The following is a 21,596-nucleotide window of genomic DNA, read 5'->3' on the forward strand; positions in this document are numbered from 1 at the left end:
TTTCGCTTAGCATATTGCAGGGAGATGCCAATAACTTCCGCGTCCGTCTGGGCCCTGCCGGTCGCTTCCGCCTTGAAGGGATATGAACCGGCGACACGTCAGTTACTGCCCACCTCGCCGCGACGATCCGGGCCCCTGCGGTCCTGGTCTCAGACGTTCCACGGGTCCACAAGGACTACCCCTGTTCCCTGGAAATCCTGAATGTTCCGCGTCACCACCGCCAGCCCGTGGACGAGCGCCGTGGCCGCAATGATTGCATCAGCTTCATTACGGCGATCTGGTATGTGCAAATGGGCGCAACGAGTAGCAACCGCATCATCGATTACAATGGTACGCTCAGCAAACTCTGGACGAACACGGCCATCCATCCATGCGCGTAAACGAGAGCCCTGCGCAACGTCGCGGCGCTGAATGCTGAGTATCCCGCGCTCAAGCTCTAAAACTGTTATCGCAGAGATGCACATATCACGGGCATCGTGCGCAACTATCCAAGCAGTTACGTTCGGATCGGCTTTACCGTCGCCCACCTTTCTGAGTTCGGAAACAACGTTTGTATCGAGCAAATATTTCAAGACAGATCAATTTCGCGGGCTGCTATGCTCGATCGAGGAGGATCGAAATCGATGGCCGACAAACCCGGCATTGATAGCGTATCGACAAGATTATGGCGTTTCCCTGTCAGACGCTCAAACTCACTGTAAGTCATCAAGACGTGCGATGGCCTGCCCCGATCAGTAATAACGACAGGTCCAGCCTCAGCAGCCTTCTTTGCTCTGCCGACATCGTGGTTCAATTCGCGGCTAGTCAACCTGATGGTACCCATACGAAACTCCATGTAGAAACGTACCTACATATATGACTCGCGCCCTCAATACGCAATGTCCCGTGGGAAATTAGGTTCTTCTTCAGGTTTTAGCTCTTGGAAGGTATCGAATCCGAGATTTTCGCTACAAAAGCTGTAAAGGGTTGCAAGTGCTGTTGCGTGTCGCACGAAGGGACGGAGAGCGCTCTCCCCCCACCAGAAGCGTAAATTGAGACGCTAAAACCGAAATTTTAAAGTTTCAGGAGTACATAGTGGCTCATTAACAGTAATTCATTCTGTTATGTTCATGACAAACAACATAAAATATTGATTCTAAATGTACCTCTAAATTAGTTAGTATTGATGATGCGGTATTCTCGATATTTACGATCATAATTGACCGGTAATTCCTCCACTATGTTTGGCAGAGAGATTGATTTGGGTGTTATGCCAAAAGAGCAATTCGAAGAAGCCACGGACTCGCATGACGGCGTCCTTGGCAACATGACCGTTTTCACCAATGAGCTAATGGCACTCTTGGCATGTTCGCAACAGGGCTACGCCTTGTTCGACAGCGATGATGTGTTGCGCTTCGCCAACAACGCCTTTCGGGCAGCCCTTGGCATGGAGGTCGGTGAGTTCCCGAGCTGGTTGGAACTGATGAGGAACGGGTACCGCTCGGCGACAGGCACGTCTATCGAGACGTCAGATTTCGAATTATGGCTGCGTTCAGCGAAGTCGCGGCGCGGAAAGCTTCCCTTCCGTACGATCGAAACGGTACTTAAGGACGGACGCTGGGTGTTAACAACGGAGACGACCGTCGCCGGCGGGTGGATGCTCTGCGTCGTCACCGATATATCCGAACTCAGTGTCGAACTGCGCGATCTCCGCCAGGAACGCGACGGGGCGATGAAAGCAGCTTTGAGCGACGAACTGACGGGACTGGGTAACCGACGTTTCGCGATGGAAGGACTCAACCAGATACTTGGGCCAAACAAGGCAGAGGCGCTTGCCGTCATCATCTTGGACATTGACCACTTTAAGGCTGTCAATGATCGATTCGGGCATGCTTACGGCGATGAGGTTTTGAAGCACTTCGCCTCGAAGCTATCTGCAGTTTCAAACCGCGATGATCTTGTGGGGCGGATCGGTGGAGAGGAGTTCTTGTTGGTGCTGCGTGGTTCGCGAATGTTGAGTGCAGAAAGTGCGCTTCAGCAACTCTTGGCATCGCTAGCAGATCGCTCGCCATTCGCCGATAGACCGGCCTTCCGTTACAGTTGCTCTGCAGGTGTTGCAATCGCCCGCCCAGGAGAAAGTGCCAGCGATATGTTACTTCGCGCAGACGCCGCGCTCTACCAGGCCAAGAGTGACGGGCGCAACCGCTACGTGATTTCCCAAGCGCAGGTTTGAGCGTCGCTAATGCCTAATTATCCGCGCTTACCTCACACATAATCGTCTTATCTTTGCGTGTTTCTGCGCCAACAATTAGCACGTTCGAAAGAAACGCAATAAGAACGTTTTCTGTGGATGTCTGCGACTGAGTTGATCCCCATTGATCTGCGTGCTGACCGACTCTCGTGGACATCGCCAAGGCTGGCTCTCTGATATTTCTCAAGCTCGACAAGCGACTGCTTGTCGGTCATGAGGTGCCGGAGTTTCTTGTAGAGAGAGTTTATCACCGCGAACACGCCATCTGCACCTGCGTCAATGCATCTGTGTCAAGCGATGAAAGGCGGAAAGGGAACGCCAGCCTTTTCTGCAGCGCAAGCCAACGCTACTTCGCCGTCCGACCAGAAGCAGCCGTTGAGGCCGTTAGCCGCGACCATAATTGACCGACTGATTCTTTCGGACAGTTCGATCGATAGGTCTCTTCTTTCGACATCGGTCAGCCGTTTGGGCTGTAAATTGATGCGATCGAAGATCGATCGGTAAAGCTCGCGGCAACATGGTGACGATCACACCGGCGATATTTCGGGGAACGAAACCCGTGGATTCATGGTTATATATGTCACGGTCTGGGCAGCGCTTGGAAGGCGGCTTGTTTTCGTGGTAGGTGATGACTATGATGCACCATTCTCCCGCTCCCGGTGATATCGGCTAGTGCATTCATGAAGCGGAACTGGATATCTTGTCCGCTCCCACGCACCCTCAACCGCATTTTTGGAATATTATGGAGGTCTTCCCTACCGAGAGAAGAGGCTCCATCTTAACCTCAGCAACCGCCCGTCGATGGCCCGCATCGCGTTGCCGCTATGGGCATTTCGCCTTGAGCCGAATCGAACTTACGACAGCGCTGTTGTTTTACGTCGATCTCATCCAGACTCTTCAGGTTGTCAGAGACTTAGAATCCCAGTTCTTAATCGCGTTCGTCGGTGCCTCGTCAATCATAAGAGGACCGCCTCGAATTTCGGAATGCTGTTGTCCTCGCATATCTTCTTTCGTCTCGCTGCAAAAGTGTGGGTCTGCACAAGGTGAAAACAGCAGTGTAGTAGCTCACGATCAACCCGCAGACCTGACAAGCTCTGCCCTTCTATCCCGCTACGGCACTTGCGGTCTCTCTGGCCACAGCTTCCGCTCATGACGTCGTCAAGCCTGGACTTGCGTACCACACGAAGAATGCAAAGGTGACGCTGGTTTACGAGCATCCCCTCCCGGACGTTTCCGGCAAGAGCGTGAAGGGCGTCCTCGTCGAATACGGCCCCGGCGGCTACAGTTCGGCTCATACGCATGCAAAATCCGCCTTGACCTATGCGACGGTTCTCGAAGGCGCCATCCCAAGCGCCGTGAACGGTGGCGAGACGAAGACCTTCATCGCCGGGCAGAACTTCACCGCGCTGCCGGGCGACCGCCACAACGTCAGCGCCAACGCCAGCAAGACCGAGCCGGCGAAGCTACTCGCCGTCTTCGTAGTCGACACCGATGACGACGCCCTGACGACGCCGCGCAAGCCGTAGCGCTAGCTACCAGATCTACCTCCTCGACTACTGCACAAGCAACGACGGTTTACCCGGCGAACGGAGAACCGTGTCCACGAGAAAGGAAAACGATATGACCCGCATGAACTGGTCCGAAGTCGCCCCCGACGGCGCAAAGGCGCTCTTCGACGTCCATCACTACGTCACCAAGAAGACGAACCTGCCTGAAGAGCTGATTCATCTCGTCTTCCTGCGCGTGTCGCAGATCAACGGCTGCGCCCATTGCATCGACATGCATCGTCGCGATCTGCGCAAGATGATGTTCGTCAATAAAATCACCTCGTCCCGGTGTGGGACGAGGTGCCTCACCTGTTCAGCGACCAAGAACGTGCCGCTCTCGCCTGGGCCGAGGAGGTGACCAACGTCAGCCAGACCCACGCCTCGAACGAGGCTTATGCCGCGGCCGCGACAGCCTTCGAACCGAAGGATCTCGTCGATCTGACAATCACGATCGCCGCGATGAACGCCTTCAACCGCTTGGGCGCGCCATTCCGGCGTCCGGTGGCGGCCAAGGCCTGATCAGCGTCCGGTCATCGCTCGACAAGCACCCTGCCGTTCCGGACAGGTCGACAGGGTGTTCCGCTCACAGAGGCAATCCCAGTAACCGCGTCGCCATCTCCCAGAGCCGGACCGCGTTGTCCTCATCAACCGCGTATCTCGCCACGCCTTTGAAGGGCCCAGGTCCCCGCTCGTCAACGACCGAGGCCTCCTGGCAATCGTCGAAATATCGACCGGAAATGCCTTCAACGAGCGGCGAACCCGCCAGCAGCACCGACGTGGCTGCCCCCTGCTCTATTGTCTTGCGCAAATGCTCGGGGGTTCGCAGGCCTCCGGTGTGCTTCTGGAGCCCCGTGGCAATCGCTCCGGGATTGAGCGCGTTGGACGTTATCCCGTCGCGGACCCAGTTCTTGGTGATCCCAACGGACAGCAGGATGCAGGCTGTCTTCGATTGCCCATAAGCAAGCAGCGGATCGTATGGAATGAAGCGGAAGTCCGGATCGTCCCAGAACACGGGCGCGAACAGGTTGCCGGTCGAGGCGACGGAAACGACACGGGCACCATTTGCCTTGGCCAGATGCGGCCGCAGGCCAAGGGTCAGCGCGAAATGCCCCAGATAGTTCGTGGCAAACTGCATCTCCCGCCCTTGCGCAGTCCGCTGCAATTCCGGAATGGCCATGACGCCCGCATTGTTGATGAGAAAATGCAAAGGCTCGTTCCAGTTCTCCGAGAATTGCTGCACGGAAGACAGATCCGCGAGGTCGAGGCGCCGAACGCGCAGTTGAGCCTCGGGCATACTCTTTTTCAGCTCAGCGACTGCCTTCTCCGCCTCATCCGGGCGGCGGGCTGCAATCGTCACAGCAGCTCCCGCGGCCGTCAGAGCGCGGCTCGTCTCCAGCCCGATGCCAGCGGCGCCACCGGTTACGATGACGTTCCGGCTGGCGAGGTCGACGCCGTCCAGAACGTCGGCGGCCGTAGATGAAAAGCCGAACTGTATCGGTAAAGTCATGGTTGTACTCCTTCAGTAATCGACTTGTCCCGAAGATAAGCGCATGGCATTCATGAACTAGATGACCACCGTTATACGCAATGATGAGATAATTCGAACAGTGGGCTTGCTCCCTCCTGGCGAGCTAGCGGCCTTCCTTGCCGTCGCCGAGCACGGAGGTTTTCGCGCTGCGTCCCGAGTTCTGGGCCAGACGGCGTCGGCGTTGAGCCATGCAGTCGCCGGACTCGAGAGACGTCTCAAGGTAAAGCTCTTCCACCGTTCGACGCGGAACGTATCGCTGACTGAACCGGGCCGAAGGCTTGCCGAGCGGCTTTTGCCCGCGATCGGGGAAATAGGACGGGCCGTTGAGGAGCTTCACGACCAGGCCGCCTCGCCGTCCGGGCTTGTGCGGATCAACTGCGACGCCAACGCCGCCGAGCAGGTGCTAATGCCGCTGTTGACCCGCTTCATGAAGCTGCAGCCCGCGATGCGGTTTGAGATCCGGTCCGAGGGAAGACTGGTCGATATCGCTGAAGGAGGATTCGATTGCGGCGTCCGCGCGGCCGAACTGGTTCCTGGAGAGATGGTTGCCATCCCGATCGGTCCGGACCAGCAACACATAGTGGTGGCATCGCCCGCGTATCTCGACAATGCGCCACCCGTGGAGAGTCCGTCCGACCTAGCACTTCACCAATGCATCCAGCTCCGCATGGCAGGCGGGTCGATCTACCGCTGGGAGTTTCAGCGGCGCGGCGAAAATGTCGTCGTGGCGACAACCGGCAACCTCGTCGTCGACCAGTCTAGACTTCTCCTTGCGCCGGCTTTGGACGGTTGCGGGCTTGCCTATGTGACGCGGTGGATGGCGGCTGACGCACTCGCGGACGGAAGACTGCGGCAGGTGCTTGCCGACTGGACGCCGCCCTATCCTGGCCTCTGCCTGTACTACCCGAGACATCGCCACCTCGGTACGGGTATGCGCGCGTTTCTAGATTTTCTGAGATCCTCGCAGTCAGATTTAAGCTCTTGATGGGATATGAACCGTCGACACGTTCCTGCGCACCTTGAGGGCGCGAAGAACCGCACACTCGTCTGCTTAATCTAGGAAGTGGTGACGCCGTAGTTCACGCGTGCCGGCGATTCCCACCGAAGGAAGTTGAGCAAACGACCCGTGGAGGGTACTTTCCGCTCATCTCTTAACATAGTTTCCGTTGGGTGCGGACCGCTAATGGCTCTTGTTGCTGACGACAATGCGAAAGCCGTTGCCGCGCCAGAAACCGTCCGGCTCCAGACTGCCGCGATAGGTGCAGCACGCTTTCAGCTTTCCGCTGGAAAAGCACCCGCCTCGCAACACCCGCCTGATGGATGGAGCGGCGTCGCGGTCCTCGCGCCCATCATTTAACCAATACGGATATCGGAAGCTCGGCGTCGCCATATCATCGCCCCATAAGGTGGTACACCATTCCCACACTTGGCCAGCCATGTCGTAACAGCCATATGGCGAGCGGCCTTTTGGAAAAAGACCTACAGTACAGGTATCGTTGAAACCGGTTTCTTCGGAGTTGGCGACGTCATCTGCCCAGAGATGGCCCCACGGATAGACGACCGCCGCCCCTTCTTCCATCTGGTCGCCCCGCGCGGCACGTTCCCACTCAGGTTCGGTTGGAAGGCGCACGATCTCGTCGGTCCCGATACGCCCATGAGATCGCCACTTTCCGGTGAGCCAATCGCAGTAAGCTCGCGCATCGCGCCACGTCAAATCCGTTGCCGGGGCCGATTGCCTCTCCGCGTTGGAGCGATCTTGGCTTTGCCACAGGCGCCCGGTCTCTTCTATGAAGCCCGCATAGGCACGGTTCGTAACGGGATAAAGACCGATCTTGAATCCCGCCACCTCGACGCAGTGTGGCGGAGCGGAGTTTGGATGCGTTGAAGAGCCGAAGGTGAATGTGCCGCCCGGAACGTCCGCCAAAGCTTCTAGATCCCGGGTATCGCCCCAACGCGAAACGATGCGGCCTGCCACCTCCCGCTCTGCCGCGCTGAGAAGACCCCGCTCGATGATATCGAGAAGATGCGGCATGATCTTCTGTTGCAACGGGCTCTGCCCACTCAGCAATCCGGCTGACAAAAGCACACCGCGGAGATCGCCACTGGCGACCAAGGCTTCGATAAGACTGCCACTCGTGAATTTTGCATTGAGACGCGCCGCAAGGCTTAGAACGACCGGCGTCCACAGATCAGGGTCCTTAGTGAACTGCGAGGCGGCGATCTCGGGCGCCTTCTCGGCGAGATATCGTGCGGCGAGCAATTGTCTGGCGCGAACAACCGGGAAAAGGCCTCCATCATCTGAGTGGCCAGCCACGGAGTCGTAAGCCAGACCGCACAGTAAATCTGCGGTCTTTTCGTCCTCTGTGAGCTTTTCGAGCCAACGATCAACGATGCCTTCAGTTGTATCCTCTTGCCCGCCGCCCTTCATTGCCATGACGAACTGAGCAGGGTTGGCCGCCCCTTTTGATAGCACGCTTGCATTTCCAGCCGGAGCACATCCGGTGAAGCGGGTCACAGCCTGAAGTCTCTGAGTCTTGAGAAAGGGAAGCAGTTCGTGGCGGGCAAATACCGAGGGAAGCGAGATGCGTTTTGCAGCCTGCGATTCGATCAATGCGAGAATGCGCGTCTTCGGATTATGCAGCTGAAAAGCGGCTGCGTCTTCCAGAATGACAGACGCTTCCCGCCCTGCCGCCTCTACACCATCGAGAATGATGAGCAGTGCCTCATCCGGTTCCTGCAAGGCGCTCAAATCCGGCGCGGCGTGAGCAAGCTGAGTGTAAAAACTCAAGCCTGCCGTGACCTTGACGAAAATCGGCAGGACTTTCCCTATGCCCCATTCTTCAGGGTGAACCGCGCCCTGATCGTTACGGACAACATCATTTTTCGGGATGTCGCCTTGGGCAAGGGAGAAGGCCAGATGCTTGGCGAACGTGCTCTTGCCGCTCCCCGTCTCGCCGATCAGCGCAAGTGTCGCGTTATCGCGCACAAGTTCCAGCGCAGAGAAATAGACGGCAGGCTCGGGCTCGGCTTGATCCTTCAATTTGCGTAAGCCCTTCGCGGCCTTGTCTTCAAAGCTGAAGTTCACGAGCAATGGGATATAGCCTTGCTCAAGGGTCGCGACTGCGCCATTCGGCAACGATAGAAGCGGCTCCTCCCCGAAGGCTTTCGTGTTTATCAGCAGTTTCGCGCGTAAAGAGGCTTTGTCGTCTTTTGTATCGGTCATAATCAGAACAGCTTTGCAATATCCGGGCTATGAAAGCGCTGGATTTCGATGGCGTAACCAGCGGGATCTTCGAAGAAGAAATGGTCGCAGAACCGACCGCGCAACAGTTCAGACTGGCCTTTGACGCCGGCTTCCGTCAACCGCTGGTGCCAGCCTTCGACATCCTGCGCGACGATCGTCAGTAGAACAGCACTGTTTGCCTGATGCTTCAGGTGGCCACGATTACCGTCAACGATGCCGAAATAGCACTTGCCCGCGATACGATATATCCGCGCCAGTCCCTGATCGAGCACCAGTTCGAAGCCGAGAACATCTTCATAGAATGGCACAACGGACATGATGTCATCGTAATAAAAGAAGGTGATCGAGTAATTTTTTTCCAAGTCATGCGTCCTTTAGAAAATGTTGAGTGTGCCTTTGTGGTCGATTGACAGGCCACGCTGATTTTTTCGCGCTGCAAACACATCGACCGGATGGACGAGATAGAGCCAGGGCGGATTTTGCTGCAGACGCCTGAGGCACCTGGCATAGGCCCGGGCCCGATCAGAATTCTCGGCCGTCTCGTTTGCGGCGGCAATCAGGGCTTCTGTCTCGTCGTCATGATATCCCTGCCACCAGACAGCCTTGGTAGCGCTTGAAATCTTGTCGTTCAGAATGCGGTAGGTGCTATGTGGCGAGGAGTCAAAAATCGCCATGTCGCCCATCTCCTTGCGTCCGATCTGACGGGCATATTCAGGTCTGTCGAGTTCTGTTTTAATGCTCACCTTCAAGCCCACTGCCTCAAGCGACTCCGCGACAAATCGACTGATTTCAGGTGCTCTCTCGGGCATGAAGGTGGGCGTTCGCAGCTCGATTTCGGCACTTGTATCCAGACCGTCTAGCAGGCGTCTCGCCTTTTGCCGATCGAACGGAATGGGCGAAAGGTTGGCTTGGACGGCTCCCATATGAAAGGGACTGACGACTGTGGATGATGGAACTGCGAGGCCATGGAAGATACCATCTGCAATCGCTTGGCTATCCACCGCATGATTGACGGCGAGCCTAGCTGCGGGCGACTGAAAAATGCCCTTGCTGCAATTCAGGTAATACATCACCGACAGAGTGTTGACCGCTTTGCCCCACTGATAGTCCGGAGAAAAATCCAGAGCTTTGTCAACGCGCTCCAGATTGGAGGCAGCATCGACGTAGCCCGAGCGCAATTGCTCGTAGCGCATATCGGCGTGTTTCTCTGCCAGCGCGAGGATACGATCAGGGCCGCTTGCGCCATTGGTCTTCTCGAGAAGGACGTTTTTCTGCGGCTCATAGTCGGACACACGATAACGGCCCGTACCAAGAACCGGACGGCCATTTGCATCGAGCCGGCAGATATAGAACTCGGAAAAAATATCGACAATGTCGGCGATGGGCTTCGGATTGCTGACACACAGGATGGCATCGCTATCGGCAGAAATGCGCGCATCTTTCAGGTAACGGGCGTAGGACCATTTCATTCCAAACGTATCGACCGCATCCAGGATACCATTGAGGAAGGAGATGATATCTTCTGCCACACATCGCTTGCCGTCATGGAAGACCGCACCTTCGCGAATGTGGAAAGCCCAATTACATCCGTCTTCCGTATGGGTCCAATGCGAAAACAGGCCTGGCGAAACGGACCCCTTGTCCCATCGCAACAGGGGCTCGAATACCAGGTTCTTCAGCGTCAGCACGCTGGTGTCGTCCGTCACCCGCGTCGGCGGCAGGAAGTCGATTTTTTCCAGACTTATGGTCAACATGGCTGGCTCTACTCAAGCTCACTGCGGCGGCGTGGGTTGAACCAGTCCGCCAGACTGTCACCGATCAGATTGAAGGACAAAACCGCAAACAGGATTGCCATGCCCGGTGCTAGCGCCACCCATGCCGCACTTCGCACATATTGAAGATTGGCGGAGACGTCGGCGCCCCACTCAGCCATAGGGGGCTGTGCACCAAGGCCAAGAAAACCCAGGCTTGCCGTCTGCAGGATTGCGCTCCCAAGCGCCAGGGTCGACTGCACCAAAAGCGGACCCAGTCCGTTGACGAAGATATAGCGAAAGAGGATGCGCTGAGGCGGCAAGCCCAATGAGACGGCGGCTTCGACATATGGCTTCACCGAGACGCTCAGAGCCTGGCTTCGCGCAACGCGCGCGAACTGTGGCGCCAGCGTGATCGCTACAGCAAGCATGGCGTTTTGCAGGCTTGGGCCGAATGCCGCAGCGAGCGCAATGGCCAACACCAAGGCTGGAAAAGCCAGAATGGCATCGACAATGCGCATGATGATGCTGTCCACCCAGCCCCCAGTAAACCCCGCCAGCATCCCGAAGACCACGCCGATCACGAAGGCAACCGCCACCACGCCGACCCCGATCGTAAGCGTTGCCCGCCCGCCATACATGATCCGTGTCAGCACGTCCCGACCGAACGCATCGGTTCCGAGCCAATGAGCGAATGTCGGACCTTCAAGCTTGTGCAGGATATCTAGTTTCGTGGGCGTATATGGCGTGATCCATGGGCCGATGGTAATGGCAACGACCAACAGCAGCAGTATCAGGAGACCGACGAGCGCCAGCGTGTTGCTTTTCAGAAATAGTAAAACGTCTCGCATGGCTCTACTTCATTTTCTTGCGCACACGCGGATCCAGAACGCCAAACAGCAGATCCACTACGATGGATGTCAGCACAAAGAGCAGCGCAAAAACGAGCGTGGTGCCCTGAATGACAGGATAGTCCCGGTTCTTGATGGCCTCGAACATGTATCGTCCGATGCCGGGCCAGGCGAAGATTGTTTCGGTCAGGATGGCGCCGCCAAGCATTTCTGCAAATTTCAGACCTATGACGGTAATGGCAGGCAGCAGCGAGTTGCGCAGGCCATGCCTGAGAATGACATCGCTGCGCCTCAAGCCCTTGGCTTTCGCCGTGCGGATGAAATCCTCGCCCATGACATCCAGCATAGTGTTGCGCACGAAGCGACCAAGCGTTGCGGCGAGGAAAGCGGCGAGAACGGCTGTCGGCAATACCAGGTGCTGGATGGCGCTCCATGCCGCGTCAACGTTCCCGGTCACGATACCGTCCAGAACAGCAAACCCAGTTATGCGCTCAGCCGTAATGAACGAGCTCGTCCGACCCGAAACAGGCAGCCACCCGAGATAAGTGCCGAAGATAAGCTGTAAGATCAGAGCCAGCAAAAAAGCTGGCATCGAAACGCCGACAAGCGACGCAATGCGGGTGACGTGGTCGAAGATCGAGTTTGGCTGTGTGGCGGACAGGACGCCAAGCGGAATACCGACGATGATGGCCACAATTACCGCGAGGACCGAGAGCTCGATGGTCGCGGGCAAACGGGAGAGAATTTCGTGTGCAACCGGCTGGCCAGTCTTGAGCGAGATGCCAAAATCGCCTCGAAAGAGCCCCAAGACATAATGGACGAATTGAAGAAGGACAGTCTGATCGAGGTCGAGTTGGGCACGCAGCGCCAAAATCTGCTCCTGCGTCGCACCAGGTCCAAGGAGTGTGACTGCCGGATCGCCCGGTATCATGCGAACGAGCGAAAAAACGATGACCAGCACAATACACATCACAGGTATCAACGCGATCAATCTGCGTATGATGAAACTCGCCATCTTCTCGCTTCACTCAATATTGGAGGACGTCATTCCAGACGCTCGACGTCATTTAGGCGTGATCAGAAGGCGGACACCCGCAGCGCCCGCCCCCTGCTCTTCGTTAGTTCTTGTAGACCGACCAGTATTCATTCAGGGGCGGTGCACTGTTGACGACAAGTCCTTCGACGTTCGCGCGCGCAAACACGATCAGCTTGGGGCTGAAGAGATAGGCTGCAGGCACGCGCTTGGCGATTTCCTCCTGAACCTGGAAGTAGAGCGCCTTGCGGGCTTCCATATCCGGCGTCTGCTGTGCCTTGAGGATCAGGTCATCGAGTGATTTGTCCTGCGGCATGCGGAAGGTCATGGCCGTATCGGCAAGCGATGACAGATAGCCGATGGTGATATGTGCGTCAGGATCATTGTACCAGGGCTGCCGTCCATCCAAAGCCACGTCGAACTGACCGGAGGTCTGCAATGCGCGAAGAGCCGGGAATTCGGTCTGCTCAATCGTTGCATTGATGCCGATATCTGCGAGGTTCGCCTGGACGAAGGTTGCGACTGCGCCCCAGAGCGGGCCTTGGAAGCTGTAGAGTTTGAGAGAGATGGACGATGGATCGACATTCGCCTCTGCAAGCAGCTTCTTTGCCAGTTCCGGATCGTAAGTCGGGGCCAACTCTTTCATTTTAGGATTGAAGGCCCAACTGTTCGATGTCAGCGGTCCATAGACCCGCTCCGCTGTACCCCCGAAAACGCCCTGCAGGAGTCCGTCATAATCAATTGCGTGGGTGATCGCCTCACGAACCTTCACATTGGCGAAGGGTCCACCAGTCTTCTTGTTGTTGAACTCAAGCTGACGGATGATCTGACTGGGGCTTTCAATGACCTTCACGTCCTTGTTGGACTTTAGCGCTTCTATATCCTCGGCTGCGATGGCCGAGAGCTGACCTTGCTGCTGAACAATGTCGACGCCGCCGCTTTCCAGCTCCAGCCTGCGCGTGGAGGCATCTGGAATGACGCGGTAGATGATCTTCGAAAGCTTTGGCGCGCCACGGAAGTAATCGGGATTGGCTTCGAGCACGACATTGGTATCCGCTTGAGCCGCCTTGAAGACGAAGGGGCCAGTGCCGACCGGATTTGACGCGAATTTATCACCGAACTTTTGAACTGCGGTCGGGCTTACGATGGCCGCCTGAGGCTGCGCCAGAATAGACAGAAACGCCGGATAAGGCGCCGATAGCGTGATTTTTACCTCCGTCGGCGAGACGACGGCAATATCCTTAATCAGATCAAATGTGGCTTTTACGTAAGGGTTAGAAGCTTTGGTACGCTCGAGCGAGAACTTCACAGCGGCAGCGTCGAACGGAGTTCCATCCTGAAACTTCACGCCATCGCGAAGCTTGAAGCTGAACTCCTTGCCATCAGGCGACACCGTCCAATTGCTCGCAAGTCGGCCTTCGAGTTTGGTGAAGTCAGGCGCCGTCCAAGCGACCAACGTGTCGAACACATTCAGGATAATTTCACTGCCAATGGGCTCGGCCTTATTGGTACCTGGCTCAAGACTGACCGGGTCGGATGGCACAGCCACCACCAGGGTTTTCAGTTGTTCCTGCGCATTTGCGGCAGCCGCACCCGCCAAAATCGGCAAAGCCACGGCCGCTGCTGTAAATCCCTTCCAGATCTTCATTCGCCTGCCCTTTCCAAGCATGGAGCACCAGCCCCGTTCCCGCGTTGAGCGCGTTCAATCGCGCCTTATCCATGTAGTATACTACGAGATATATCAGCACGAGCTCAGCATGTAAAGTAATCCGCCTCGACTTTAAACAGAGAGAAAATTCGCCTATTTTTTACGCATGGGTGAGAATATCCTGCCCAGATTTCTCAGTCTTCCGTCGCAATCCTGCTCATAAAAGCGGGACGTCAGACCGGAGATGCACCCGAGGTGACGGGCCGGGCCGGGTCCGCGACCCACGCCGACCAAGACCCAGGATACATGGAGGCACCGACCCCAATCGCTGCCAGCGCCAGCACCGTGTGGGCAGCAGACATTCCCGCTCCACAATAAACGCCCACGTCCCTAGAGCCATCCACACCAAGTGCACGGTACATTTCCGTGAGCGTCGCACTATCGGCGAAATTGCCGTAGTCGGTGACGTTATCCGGCGCGGGCGCACTGACCGCATGGGGAATATGCCCTCTCGGTGGTTGCCCTTCGACAGATGGACCGCCGATGTAGTTTGGACGGATGCGTGCATCCAGGAGAACCGCACGCCTCGCGAGCGCAAGAGAGCCATCGGCATCGAGTTCCGGCATGTTGCCAGCAGAGAGGCTGATTTCACTGGCGACGGGCGTCGCAATCGCTTCTGTCACGGGAAGTCCGGCGACCTGCCAAGCCCGAAAGCCACCATCCAGAACCCGGACGTCCGGTAGCCCTGCCCATTTCAGCACCCACCAGGCGCGCGCGGCCGTCATGCTGCGATCGCCATCATAGACGACGATCGTGCTCTCCCTGCGCAATCCCCACTTGCGCGCCTTCTGCTCCAGGACCGTGATATCGGGTAATGGCCGCTGGCCACCCTCGACCGTCGCGGGCGATTGGAAATCGGTGTAGGCTTGGGTATCGATGGCGCCTTCAATCCGAAGGCCCTTGAAAGACGGCTCACTTGTATAGGGATTGATGGAATGGACGGCCAGAATCGTTACGTCGTTGCCTGCCTCTCTAAAAGCTTGAAGCTCGACAGGTGTCAGAAGAACGGATTTGCGGATATCATCTGCCATGCCGCGTTTACTCCTCGTGATATCTGACGTCTCAAGATCCTCCCCCATAAGAACGCGCTTGGCAAGCTCAAATATCTTACGTAGTATATTACAAAAGCTGGTTTTCGTCCGGCATATCATTTCTCGTTTGGAGCAGCTTGCGTGTCCATTCTGACCGTTGAAAATCTCACGACATCCTTCCGGCGAAATGGCATCTGGACGCCGGTCGTCAACGATGTGAGCTTTATGGTCGACGCTGGTGAAACGCTGGCTATTGTCGGCGAGTCGGGTTCGGGCAAAAGCGTCACTGCCATGTCGATCATGCGCCTCCTGCCTGAAAAGACCTCACGCGTCAGCGGCAGCGTCAAGCTCGGTGATCGTGAGCTTTTGACGCTCTCCGAGAAGGAGATGCAGGACGTTCGCGGCAATCAGATTGCCATGATTTTTCAGGAGCCGATGACGTCGCTCAACCCTGTCATGACCGTAGGCAGGCAAATAGCCGAAGCCATGCGACGGCACCGTCAGATCGGGCCGAGCGAAGCGAAGGCAGAAACGATCAGGCTTCTGGACCGTGTTCGCATTCCTTCGTCTGCGAAACGCTTCGATGAGTATCCACACGAACTTTCGGGTGGCACACTGCAGCGCGTCATGATCGCCATGGCGCTTTCTTGCCGTCCCAAACTGCTCATTGCCGATGAGCCGACGACTGCGCTCGACGTGACCGTGCAGGCTGAAATCCTGGAACTGATAAAGCTATTGCAGGCCGAAGAGAACATGGGCGTGCTGTTCATTACGCACGACATGGGCGTCGTTGCGGAAATCGCGGACCGGACGCTGGTCATGTTCCGCTCCAGAGCATTGGAGACTGGCCCCACGAAGGAAATATTCGACAGCCCCGCTAATGGCTATACCCGCGCTTTGCTTTCTGCAGTGCCGAAGCTCGGGTCTATGGCGAATCATCCACAGCCCGCCACCTTCCCCCTGGTCGATGTCGAAACTGGCAAGGTGATACCGGAGAGGCTGACCTCGCTGCCGCTAGAAACGCCAATTTTGGAAGTTCGCAATCTGGTAACGCGATTTGCGGTCAGAACCGGAATTCTTGGTCGCGTCACGTCCCGCGTCCACGCGGTAGAAGACGTCTCGTTTGACCTGAAAGCGGGAGAGACACTGGCTCTGGTCGGTGAATCGGGCTGCGGGAAATCCACGACCGGCCGTTCGGTCCTGCGCCTCGTGGAACCCGTCAGCGGCACGATCAAAGTGGATGGTGAAGATGTGAGAGCGATGCCGAGAAAGCGCCTCACACGAGCCCGTCGCCAGATGCAGATGATCTTTCAAGACCCGTTTTCAAGCCTTAACCCGCGCATGCGCATTGGCGACGCCATTGCGGAGCCGATGATTGCCCACGGCATTGCCAGAAGGCGGGAAGCGCATGAGAGGGCAATCAACCTTCTGGAAAAGGTTGGACTGAAGCCCGATATGGCAAACCGCTTCCCGCACGAATTTTCAGGTGGCCAGCGTCAGCGCATCAGCATCGCTCGCGCGCTGACGCTCAATCCCCGTCTCATCGTCGCCGATGAGGCCGTTTCGGCTCTCGATGTCTCCATCAAGGCGCAAGTTGTGAACCTGATGCTCGAGATACAGGAGAGACTGAATATCGGCTATCTCTTCATCTCTCACGACATGGCTGTCGTGGAGCGTGTCAGCCATAGCGTGGCCGTCATGTATCTAGGAGAGATCGTGGAAATTGGCTCCCGATCGCAGATCTTCGGCAATCCACAGCACGATTATACCAGGCGGTTGCTGGATGCCGTACCGGTCGCGGATCCCGACAGACGCCAGCAACGCAAACTCAGGATCGGCGCTGAAATCGGGAGCGCTGTTCGGCCCGTCGATTATGTGCCGGTGAAGTCCATATATCGCGAGGCCGCACCGGGGCATCTGGTCAAGCAAAACTGACGCATCGCCAGAACATCGGCCTCGATGCCGATAAGCTCGATGTTCCACTTAACGGTTCCAGCACATCGCGATCACTGCGTATCGTTATCGCTGAACCACCTCTCGCTTTCGCGCGCCATGCCTTACAGCGTCAGTCTGACCTGCGAATTGGAGATCAACGCATCCAGCAGCCCTTTGCGCGTGTTTTCATTGTGATCCAGCATAGCCTGCTTGGCGTTCTCGCCATCACGCTTGCGCAGGAATGCGACGATGCGCAGATGGTCCGCCTCCGTCTCAGGATTAAGGTCGCGCACCCGCGTGCCCATATAGAAGAAGCGGGCACATTCCTCGAGATGGCTGATGACCAGCGAGGCTAGGCGCGTGTTGCGTGATCCTCTCGCGATAGCAGCGTGAAACAACTCGTTGGATGTCACGAATGTCTTGGTGCTGTTATCCTCACCGACAACATAGTTTGCCTGCGCCAGTTGATCGAGTGCACCCAATTCCTGCTCCGTCAGGTTCTGAGCGGCAAGCGCGGTGGCTGTCCCTTCCAAAACACCACGAATAGCGAAAAGATCGTTCACGTCCTTCAGTGTTACAGGCGTGACACGATAACCGCGCCTTGGGAACGCCTCCATCAAACCTTCTACACAAAGACGCCCCAGCGCTTCGCGCACCGGCGTTTTGCTCATCTGAAGCTGTTCGGCTAGCTCCGGCTCGGAAACCTCGACGCCTGGAGCAAGTTCACCGACAATGATGCGCTCGCGCAACGTGACGTAAGCCTGCTCAGTCAGCGATTTCGCCCGCTTTTCCTGAGGGGCAGACCTTTCAGAAATGTTCAAACATGCCTCCATGCGCAAAGCGCGCTGTTTCGTCTTTGTCAGTCATGTGCAGCCTGCGAGTCAAAGCTTTTCAAATCTAGGTTCGTTTTTCCACATCGTGCGAAAGTCGCTTTGACAAGCGTGAGATGCGTAATATACTACGTGGTATATTTTAAATCTGCAACACCATCACGGTGTGCCATGTCGCGGGTGTAGGCGTGTCAGAAATCCTCATCATCAATCCGAACAGCTCGAAGGGCGTCACGCAATCGATGGAGGCGTGCCTTGAACCTGTCCGGGCGCGCTCCTCTCACGCGCTTCATTGCGTTGAGCTGGCAAAATCGCCGGCGGGTATCGAAACTGACGATCACGTTACCCAAGTGATACCGAACATCATTGAAGCCGTATCGACATCGCAGGCTGACGCCTTCATTCTGGCCTGCTTTTCCGATCCCGGCATTGCTGAGGTCCGCAAGCATGTGGACCGCCCGGTCTATGGCATCGCGGAATCGGCTTATCTTGCCGCGCACGCACTGGGCAACAGCTTTGGGATCATCTCGCTTGGACAATCCTCGATCGACCGCCACCTTCGCTACTTGAAGACTCTGAAACTGGATCAACGGCTGGCGGGCGACCGTTCGATCGACAGGACGGTCAGCCAGCTTGTCGCCGCGAACGTGGTCGACATCGTCTCACAAACCGCGCGTCTGCTGCGGGACGAAGACGGCGCAGATGTCGTCATTCTCGGTTGTGCGGGTCTCGGCGGTTACAGAGATGCGCTTCAGCAGAACCTTGGGATCCCGGTCATCGATCCGGTTCAGGCCGCAGCCACCCTGGCCGTCACCCACCTTGATTTGGCATATGGAAGGACAAGACGATGAGCTTCGACCTTATTGTACGCGGCACCGCAGTACTGCCTGAGGGCCCGCTAGACCATGCCTGGATCGGCATCGGCGACGGCAAGGTCCAAGCCATTGGAACCGGCGATGCTCCACCATCTGCCGAACTTCATGACGCGGGCGGCGACCTCATCATTCCCGGCGTTGTAGACGGCCAGACCCACGCATGCTCCTATGGCGGGCTTCCGGGCATTCGCTCCACGACGCGATCTGCAATCGCTGGCGGTATCACGACCATCGTGGATATGCCCTATGACAACCCTGCTCCCCTCAACACAGTCGAGCGCTTGAACGACAAGGTCGAGGCAATACGCGAACACGCGCATGCCCATGTTGCGCTATATGGAACGATTTTGCCGGAGCAAACCACCGACGACATCAAGCCTTTGATCGAAGCAGGTGTGGTTGCTTTCAAGATTTCGACATTCGAAAGCAGCCCGACCCGTTTCCCGCGCATCGCCGCACAGCAGATCCTTGCGACATTTCAGGCATTGTCCGACACGGTCATCCCGCTAGGCGTGCATAATGAGGACCAGGAAATCGTTCGTGCCCATATCGCTCTGGCGAAAGCTGCCGGTCGCGATGGCATTGAAGCTCATTCGGAAAGCAGGCCGCCGGCCGCAGAACTGGCGGCAACTGCGCAGTTTCTCGAGCTGGGGGCGGCTGCCGGTGCTCATGCCCACATCGTTCACCTGACAACGGCGCGTGGTTTTCAACTTGTCGACAATTATCGGGCAGATGGCTACGCGGCGACCGGTGAATTATGCGTGCATTATCTCTGGTTCGACCCGGACAGGGACGGCCCTGAGCTTGGCGCCAAGATGAAGGTGAACCCTCCCATTCGTCCAGGCCAGATAGATGCGCTATGGGACGAAATCATCGCTGGCCGCGTCGCCTTCGTCAGTTCAGATCATTCCAGTTGGCCAATCGACAATAAGTTCACACCCTCCATCTTCGACGCAGGCGCTGGCGTTCCAGGTCTCGAAACACTTCTTCCCGCCTTCTACACGGCGGCAGAAGCGCGGGGACTGGACGCGCCGCAGATGACGGTCGAACAGCTTTGCGAACGTCCTGCGCGCTTCTTCGGCCTTTGGCCAGAGAAAGGCGCGATCCGCGTCGGCGGCGATGCAGACCTTACTATCCTGTCGCGCGAAAAGACGATCTGGGATTCATCCAAGGCTCATGACGAACTGAACTGGAGCCCCTTCGATGGCCGTGAATTTTCGGTCAAAGTCGTGCGCACCTATCTTTCAGGCCAACTGGCCTTTGATGGTAACGACGTCGTCAATCAGCCTGGCTCGGGCCACTATGTCCGCCGTGGCCAATCCAACTGGTTTGAATAGGATTCCTGACCATGCCCCTTATCAATTCTTCAACCAAAGGCGTCTTCGTCATTGCCGTTACCCCATTCAACGAGGACGGTTCGCTGGATCGTGCCAGCGTCGATCGAATGGTCGATTTCTATTATGAAAAAGACGCAGATGGTCTGACGATCCTTGGCATGATGGGTGAAGCGCCGAAGCTCACCCAGGCGGAGTCGATAGAGGTAGCACGACAGACGATAAAGCGCTCCGCGGACAAAGCGGTCGTCGTCGGCGTGTCAGCCCCCGGTCTCGCTGCCATCGGCGAATTGACCAAGGCGGTCATGGATCTGGGTGCTGCGGGTGTCATGGTTGCGCCGCCGTCTTCGCTCAAAACGGATGAGCAGATCATCGGCTATTATCGCAACGTCGTGCAAACGGTTGGCGCCGATGTTCCGGTTGTGCTGCAGGATTTCCCGCTTTCGACCGGCATACAGATTTCATCCAAAACGCTTGGGGTCATTCTCGAGGCACATCCGAGCATTGTGATGGTGAAGCACGAAGACTGGCCGGGACTTCAAAAGATTACCGATCTTCGCCAGGCCGAAGCCAACGGACGCCGACGCACCTCTATTCTCTGCGGCAATGCCGGTGTCTTTCTCACCGAGGAAATGCAGCGAGGTGCAGACGGCGCGATGACCGGCTTCCCCTACCCCGAGATGATGGTCGGCGTCTGCCGTCTCAGCCAGGAGGGCAGGTTCGACGACGCCCAGGATCTGTTCGACGCCTACCTTCCGCTTATGCGCTACGAGCAGCAGCCGGGCCTTGGCCTTGCTGTGCGCAAATACATTCTGATGAAACGCGGCGCGATCGCAAGCGCCGCGCAGCGACGCCCGGGCGCTGCGCTGAGCAAGACCGCGATTGCGGAAGTTGAAAAGCTGATCGAGCGTCAGACGAAAAAACTGGAGTTGTTGAACTAATGGATCTCGGAATCTCTGGAAAAACCGCTCTCGTGCTCGGTGCAAGCCGCGGCCTCGGCGCCGCAATCGCCGCCAGCCTCGCTGCTGAAGGCGTGAAGGTCTATGCTGCCGCGCGAAACGCGGACAAAATTGAGAATTTGGAAAACGTGGCGCCTCTGACGGTAGATCTTTCAGACAAGGCATCCGTTGGTGCGCTGATCGAGAAGCTTCGCGCAGCCGGCGGCGTTGATATTCTGGTCAACAACAGCGGTGGTCCAAAAGCCGGTCCCGCATTCGGTCAGAGCGCCGATCATTGGGTATCTGCCTTCGAGACGATGGCAACGTCTATTTTTACCATTACCGACGCCATGCTTGAGGGCATGATTGAGCGCAAATGGGGACGCATTATCACCATCGGCTCATCCGGGGTCGAGCAGCCCATTGCTAACCTCGCGCTATCCAACGGCGTTCGCGCAGCCGTCGCAGGTTGGTCGAAGACGCTCGCGGCCGAGGTGGGTCAACACGGGGTCACGGTCAACATGATCTTACCCGGACGCATCGACACAGATCGTGTTCGGGAACTCGACGGCATCAAGGCAAAAAACACCGGTGCCGATATCGAAGCGGTGCAAAATGCATCGAAAAATGACATTCCGATCGGTCGTTATGGCAAGCCCGAGGAATTCGCGTCAGTCGCAACGTTCCTTGCCAGTACGAAAGCCAGTTATGTGACAGGCTCCTCCATCCGTGTCGATGGCGGGATGATCAAGGGGATTTAG

General features: G+C 56.9%; 20 protein-coding genes and 1 pseudogene. 9 read left to right on the plus strand and 12 right to left on the minus strand.

Going from position 1 to position 21,596, the window contains the following annotated elements; translation table 11 throughout:
* Positions 1 to 149: 149 nt before the first annotated feature.
* Positions 150 to 572 (minus strand): type II toxin-antitoxin system VapC family toxin, encoded by a 423-nt coding sequence (locus tag ACTJK5_RS21415; protein WP_144622943.1) that lies wholly within the window; start codon positions 570 to 572, stop codon positions 150 to 152.
* On the minus strand, positions 569 to 823 hold the full coding sequence (locus ACTJK5_RS21420) for a type II toxin-antitoxin system Phd/YefM family antitoxin (RefSeq protein ID WP_440613181.1): 255 nt from the start codon (positions 821 to 823) through the stop codon (positions 569 to 571). The genes ACTJK5_RS21415 and ACTJK5_RS21420 overlap by 4 nt, the downstream gene beginning before the upstream one ends.
* A 483-nt stretch (positions 824 to 1,306) precedes the next feature.
* Here ACTJK5_RS21420 and ACTJK5_RS21425 point away from each other — a divergent pair, with 483 nt between their 5' ends.
* Positions 1,307 to 2,212 (plus strand): diguanylate cyclase domain-containing protein, encoded by a 906-nt coding sequence (locus ACTJK5_RS21425; protein WP_440613263.1) that lies wholly within the window; start codon positions 1,307 to 1,309, stop codon positions 2,210 to 2,212.
* Positions 2,213 to 2,520: 308 nt separating this feature from the next.
* On the opposite strand, the gene ACTJK5_RS21430 is transcribed toward ACTJK5_RS21425, so the two are convergent.
* Positions 2,521 to 2,724, minus strand: a complete 204-nt coding sequence (locus ACTJK5_RS21430; RefSeq protein ID WP_440613264.1) for an alpha-hydroxy-acid oxidizing protein — start codon at positions 2,722 to 2,724, stop codon at positions 2,521 to 2,523.
* 636 nt (positions 2,725 to 3,360) lie between these two features.
* Here ACTJK5_RS21430 and ACTJK5_RS21435 point away from each other — a divergent pair.
* Together ACTJK5_RS21435 and ACTJK5_RS21440 are read left to right on the plus strand one after the other, a co-directional pair.
* Positions 3,361 to 3,756, plus strand: a complete 396-nt coding sequence (locus ACTJK5_RS21435; protein ID WP_296020266.1) for a cupin domain-containing protein — start codon at positions 3,361 to 3,363, stop codon at positions 3,754 to 3,756.
* 94 nt (positions 3,757 to 3,850) lie between these two features.
* Positions 3,851 to 4,296, plus strand: a pseudogene (locus ACTJK5_RS21440) (carboxymuconolactone decarboxylase family protein).
* Positions 4,297 to 4,360: 64 nt separating this feature from the next.
* Here ACTJK5_RS21440 and ACTJK5_RS21445 read toward each other — a convergent pair.
* On the minus strand, positions 4,361 to 5,284 hold the full coding sequence (locus ACTJK5_RS21445; protein WP_440613182.1) for an SDR family NAD(P)-dependent oxidoreductase: 924 nt from the start codon (positions 5,282 to 5,284) through the stop codon (positions 4,361 to 4,363).
* A 61-nt stretch (positions 5,285 to 5,345) separates the two neighbouring features.
* On the opposite strand from ACTJK5_RS21445, the gene ACTJK5_RS21450 reads away from it, so the two are divergent.
* Positions 5,346 to 6,290 carry a LysR family transcriptional regulator gene (locus tag ACTJK5_RS21450; protein ID WP_296020253.1) on the plus strand — a complete coding sequence of 315 codons (945 nt, stop codon included), beginning with the start codon at positions 5,346 to 5,348 and terminating at the stop codon, positions 6,288 to 6,290.
* Positions 6,291 to 6,485: 195 nt separating this feature from the next.
* On the opposite strand, the gene ACTJK5_RS21455 is transcribed toward ACTJK5_RS21450, so the two are convergent.
* From ACTJK5_RS21455 to ACTJK5_RS21485, 7 genes are all read right to left on the minus strand, one after another.
* On the minus strand, positions 6,486 to 8,528 hold the full coding sequence (locus ACTJK5_RS21455; protein WP_296020256.1) for an SUMF1/EgtB/PvdO family nonheme iron enzyme: 2,043 nt from the start codon (positions 8,526 to 8,528) through the stop codon (positions 6,486 to 6,488).
* A gap of 2 nt (positions 8,529 to 8,530) precedes the next feature.
* Positions 8,531 to 8,911 (minus strand): VOC family protein, encoded by a 381-nt coding sequence (locus ACTJK5_RS21460; RefSeq protein ID WP_296020259.1) that lies wholly within the window; start codon positions 8,909 to 8,911, stop codon positions 8,531 to 8,533.
* A 12-nt stretch (positions 8,912 to 8,923) separates the two neighbouring features.
* Complete coding sequence (locus ACTJK5_RS21465) at positions 8,924 to 10,303, minus strand: ABC transporter substrate-binding protein (protein WP_296020260.1); 1,380 nt, start codon at positions 10,301 to 10,303, stop codon at positions 8,924 to 8,926.
* Between the two features lie 8 nt (positions 10,304 to 10,311).
* Complete coding sequence (locus ACTJK5_RS21470) at positions 10,312 to 11,151, minus strand: ABC transporter permease (protein ID WP_440613183.1); 840 nt, start codon at positions 11,149 to 11,151, stop codon at positions 10,312 to 10,314.
* Positions 11,152 to 11,155: 4 nt separating this feature from the next.
* A complete protein-coding gene (locus ACTJK5_RS21475) occupies positions 11,156 to 12,166 on the minus strand; it encodes an ABC transporter permease (protein ID WP_440613184.1) in 1,011 nt (336 codons plus the stop codon).
* Positions 12,167 to 12,269: 103 nt separating this feature from the next.
* A complete protein-coding gene (locus ACTJK5_RS21480; protein ID WP_440613185.1) occupies positions 12,270 to 13,832 on the minus strand; it encodes an ABC transporter substrate-binding protein in 1,563 nt (520 codons plus the stop codon).
* A 233-nt stretch (positions 13,833 to 14,065) separates the two neighbouring features.
* Positions 14,066 to 14,923, minus strand: a complete 858-nt coding sequence (locus tag ACTJK5_RS21485) for a sulfurtransferase (RefSeq protein WP_440613186.1) — start codon at positions 14,921 to 14,923, stop codon at positions 14,066 to 14,068.
* Positions 14,924 to 15,064: 141 nt separating this feature from the next.
* Here ACTJK5_RS21485 and ACTJK5_RS21490 point away from each other — a divergent pair, with 141 nt between their 5' ends.
* Positions 15,065 to 16,858, plus strand: coding sequence for an ABC transporter ATP-binding protein (locus tag ACTJK5_RS21490; protein ID WP_440613187.1), 1,794 nt, complete (start codon positions 15,065 to 15,067; stop codon positions 16,856 to 16,858).
* 122 nt (positions 16,859 to 16,980) lie between these two features.
* Here the strand turns inward: ACTJK5_RS21490 and ACTJK5_RS21495 are convergent, their stop codons facing one another.
* On the minus strand, positions 16,981 to 17,679 hold the full coding sequence (locus ACTJK5_RS21495) for a GntR family transcriptional regulator (protein ID WP_246666465.1): 699 nt from the start codon (positions 17,677 to 17,679) through the stop codon (positions 16,981 to 16,983).
* A 197-nt stretch (positions 17,680 to 17,876) separates the two neighbouring features.
* On the opposite strand from ACTJK5_RS21495, the gene ACTJK5_RS21500 reads away from it, so the two are divergent.
* The 4 genes from ACTJK5_RS21500 to ACTJK5_RS21515 are packed head-to-tail and all read left to right on the plus strand — an operon-like array spanning position 17,877 to position 21,596.
* Positions 17,877 to 18,539 carry an aspartate/glutamate racemase family protein gene (locus ACTJK5_RS21500; RefSeq protein ID WP_113327685.1) on the plus strand — a complete coding sequence of 221 codons (663 nt, stop codon included), beginning with the start codon at positions 17,877 to 17,879 and terminating at the stop codon, positions 18,537 to 18,539.
* Positions 18,536 to 19,900 carry a dihydroorotase gene (locus ACTJK5_RS21505; RefSeq protein WP_440613188.1) on the plus strand — a complete coding sequence of 455 codons (1,365 nt, stop codon included), beginning with the start codon at positions 18,536 to 18,538 and terminating at the stop codon, positions 19,898 to 19,900. The genes ACTJK5_RS21500 and ACTJK5_RS21505 overlap by 4 nt, the downstream gene beginning before the upstream one ends.
* Positions 19,901 to 19,911: 11 nt before the next feature.
* Positions 19,912 to 20,838, plus strand: a complete 927-nt coding sequence (locus ACTJK5_RS21510; RefSeq protein ID WP_440613189.1) for a dihydrodipicolinate synthase family protein — start codon at positions 19,912 to 19,914, stop codon at positions 20,836 to 20,838.
* Positions 20,838 to 21,596 (plus strand): SDR family oxidoreductase, encoded by a 759-nt coding sequence (locus ACTJK5_RS21515; RefSeq protein WP_440613190.1) that lies wholly within the window; start codon positions 20,838 to 20,840, stop codon positions 21,594 to 21,596. Before ACTJK5_RS21510 ends, ACTJK5_RS21515 begins: the two co-directional genes overlap by 1 nt.

Source organism: Agrobacterium sp. 22094 (assembly GCF_052046015.1).
Lineage (GTDB): Bacteria > Pseudomonadota > Alphaproteobacteria > Rhizobiales > Rhizobiaceae > Agrobacterium > Agrobacterium cavarae.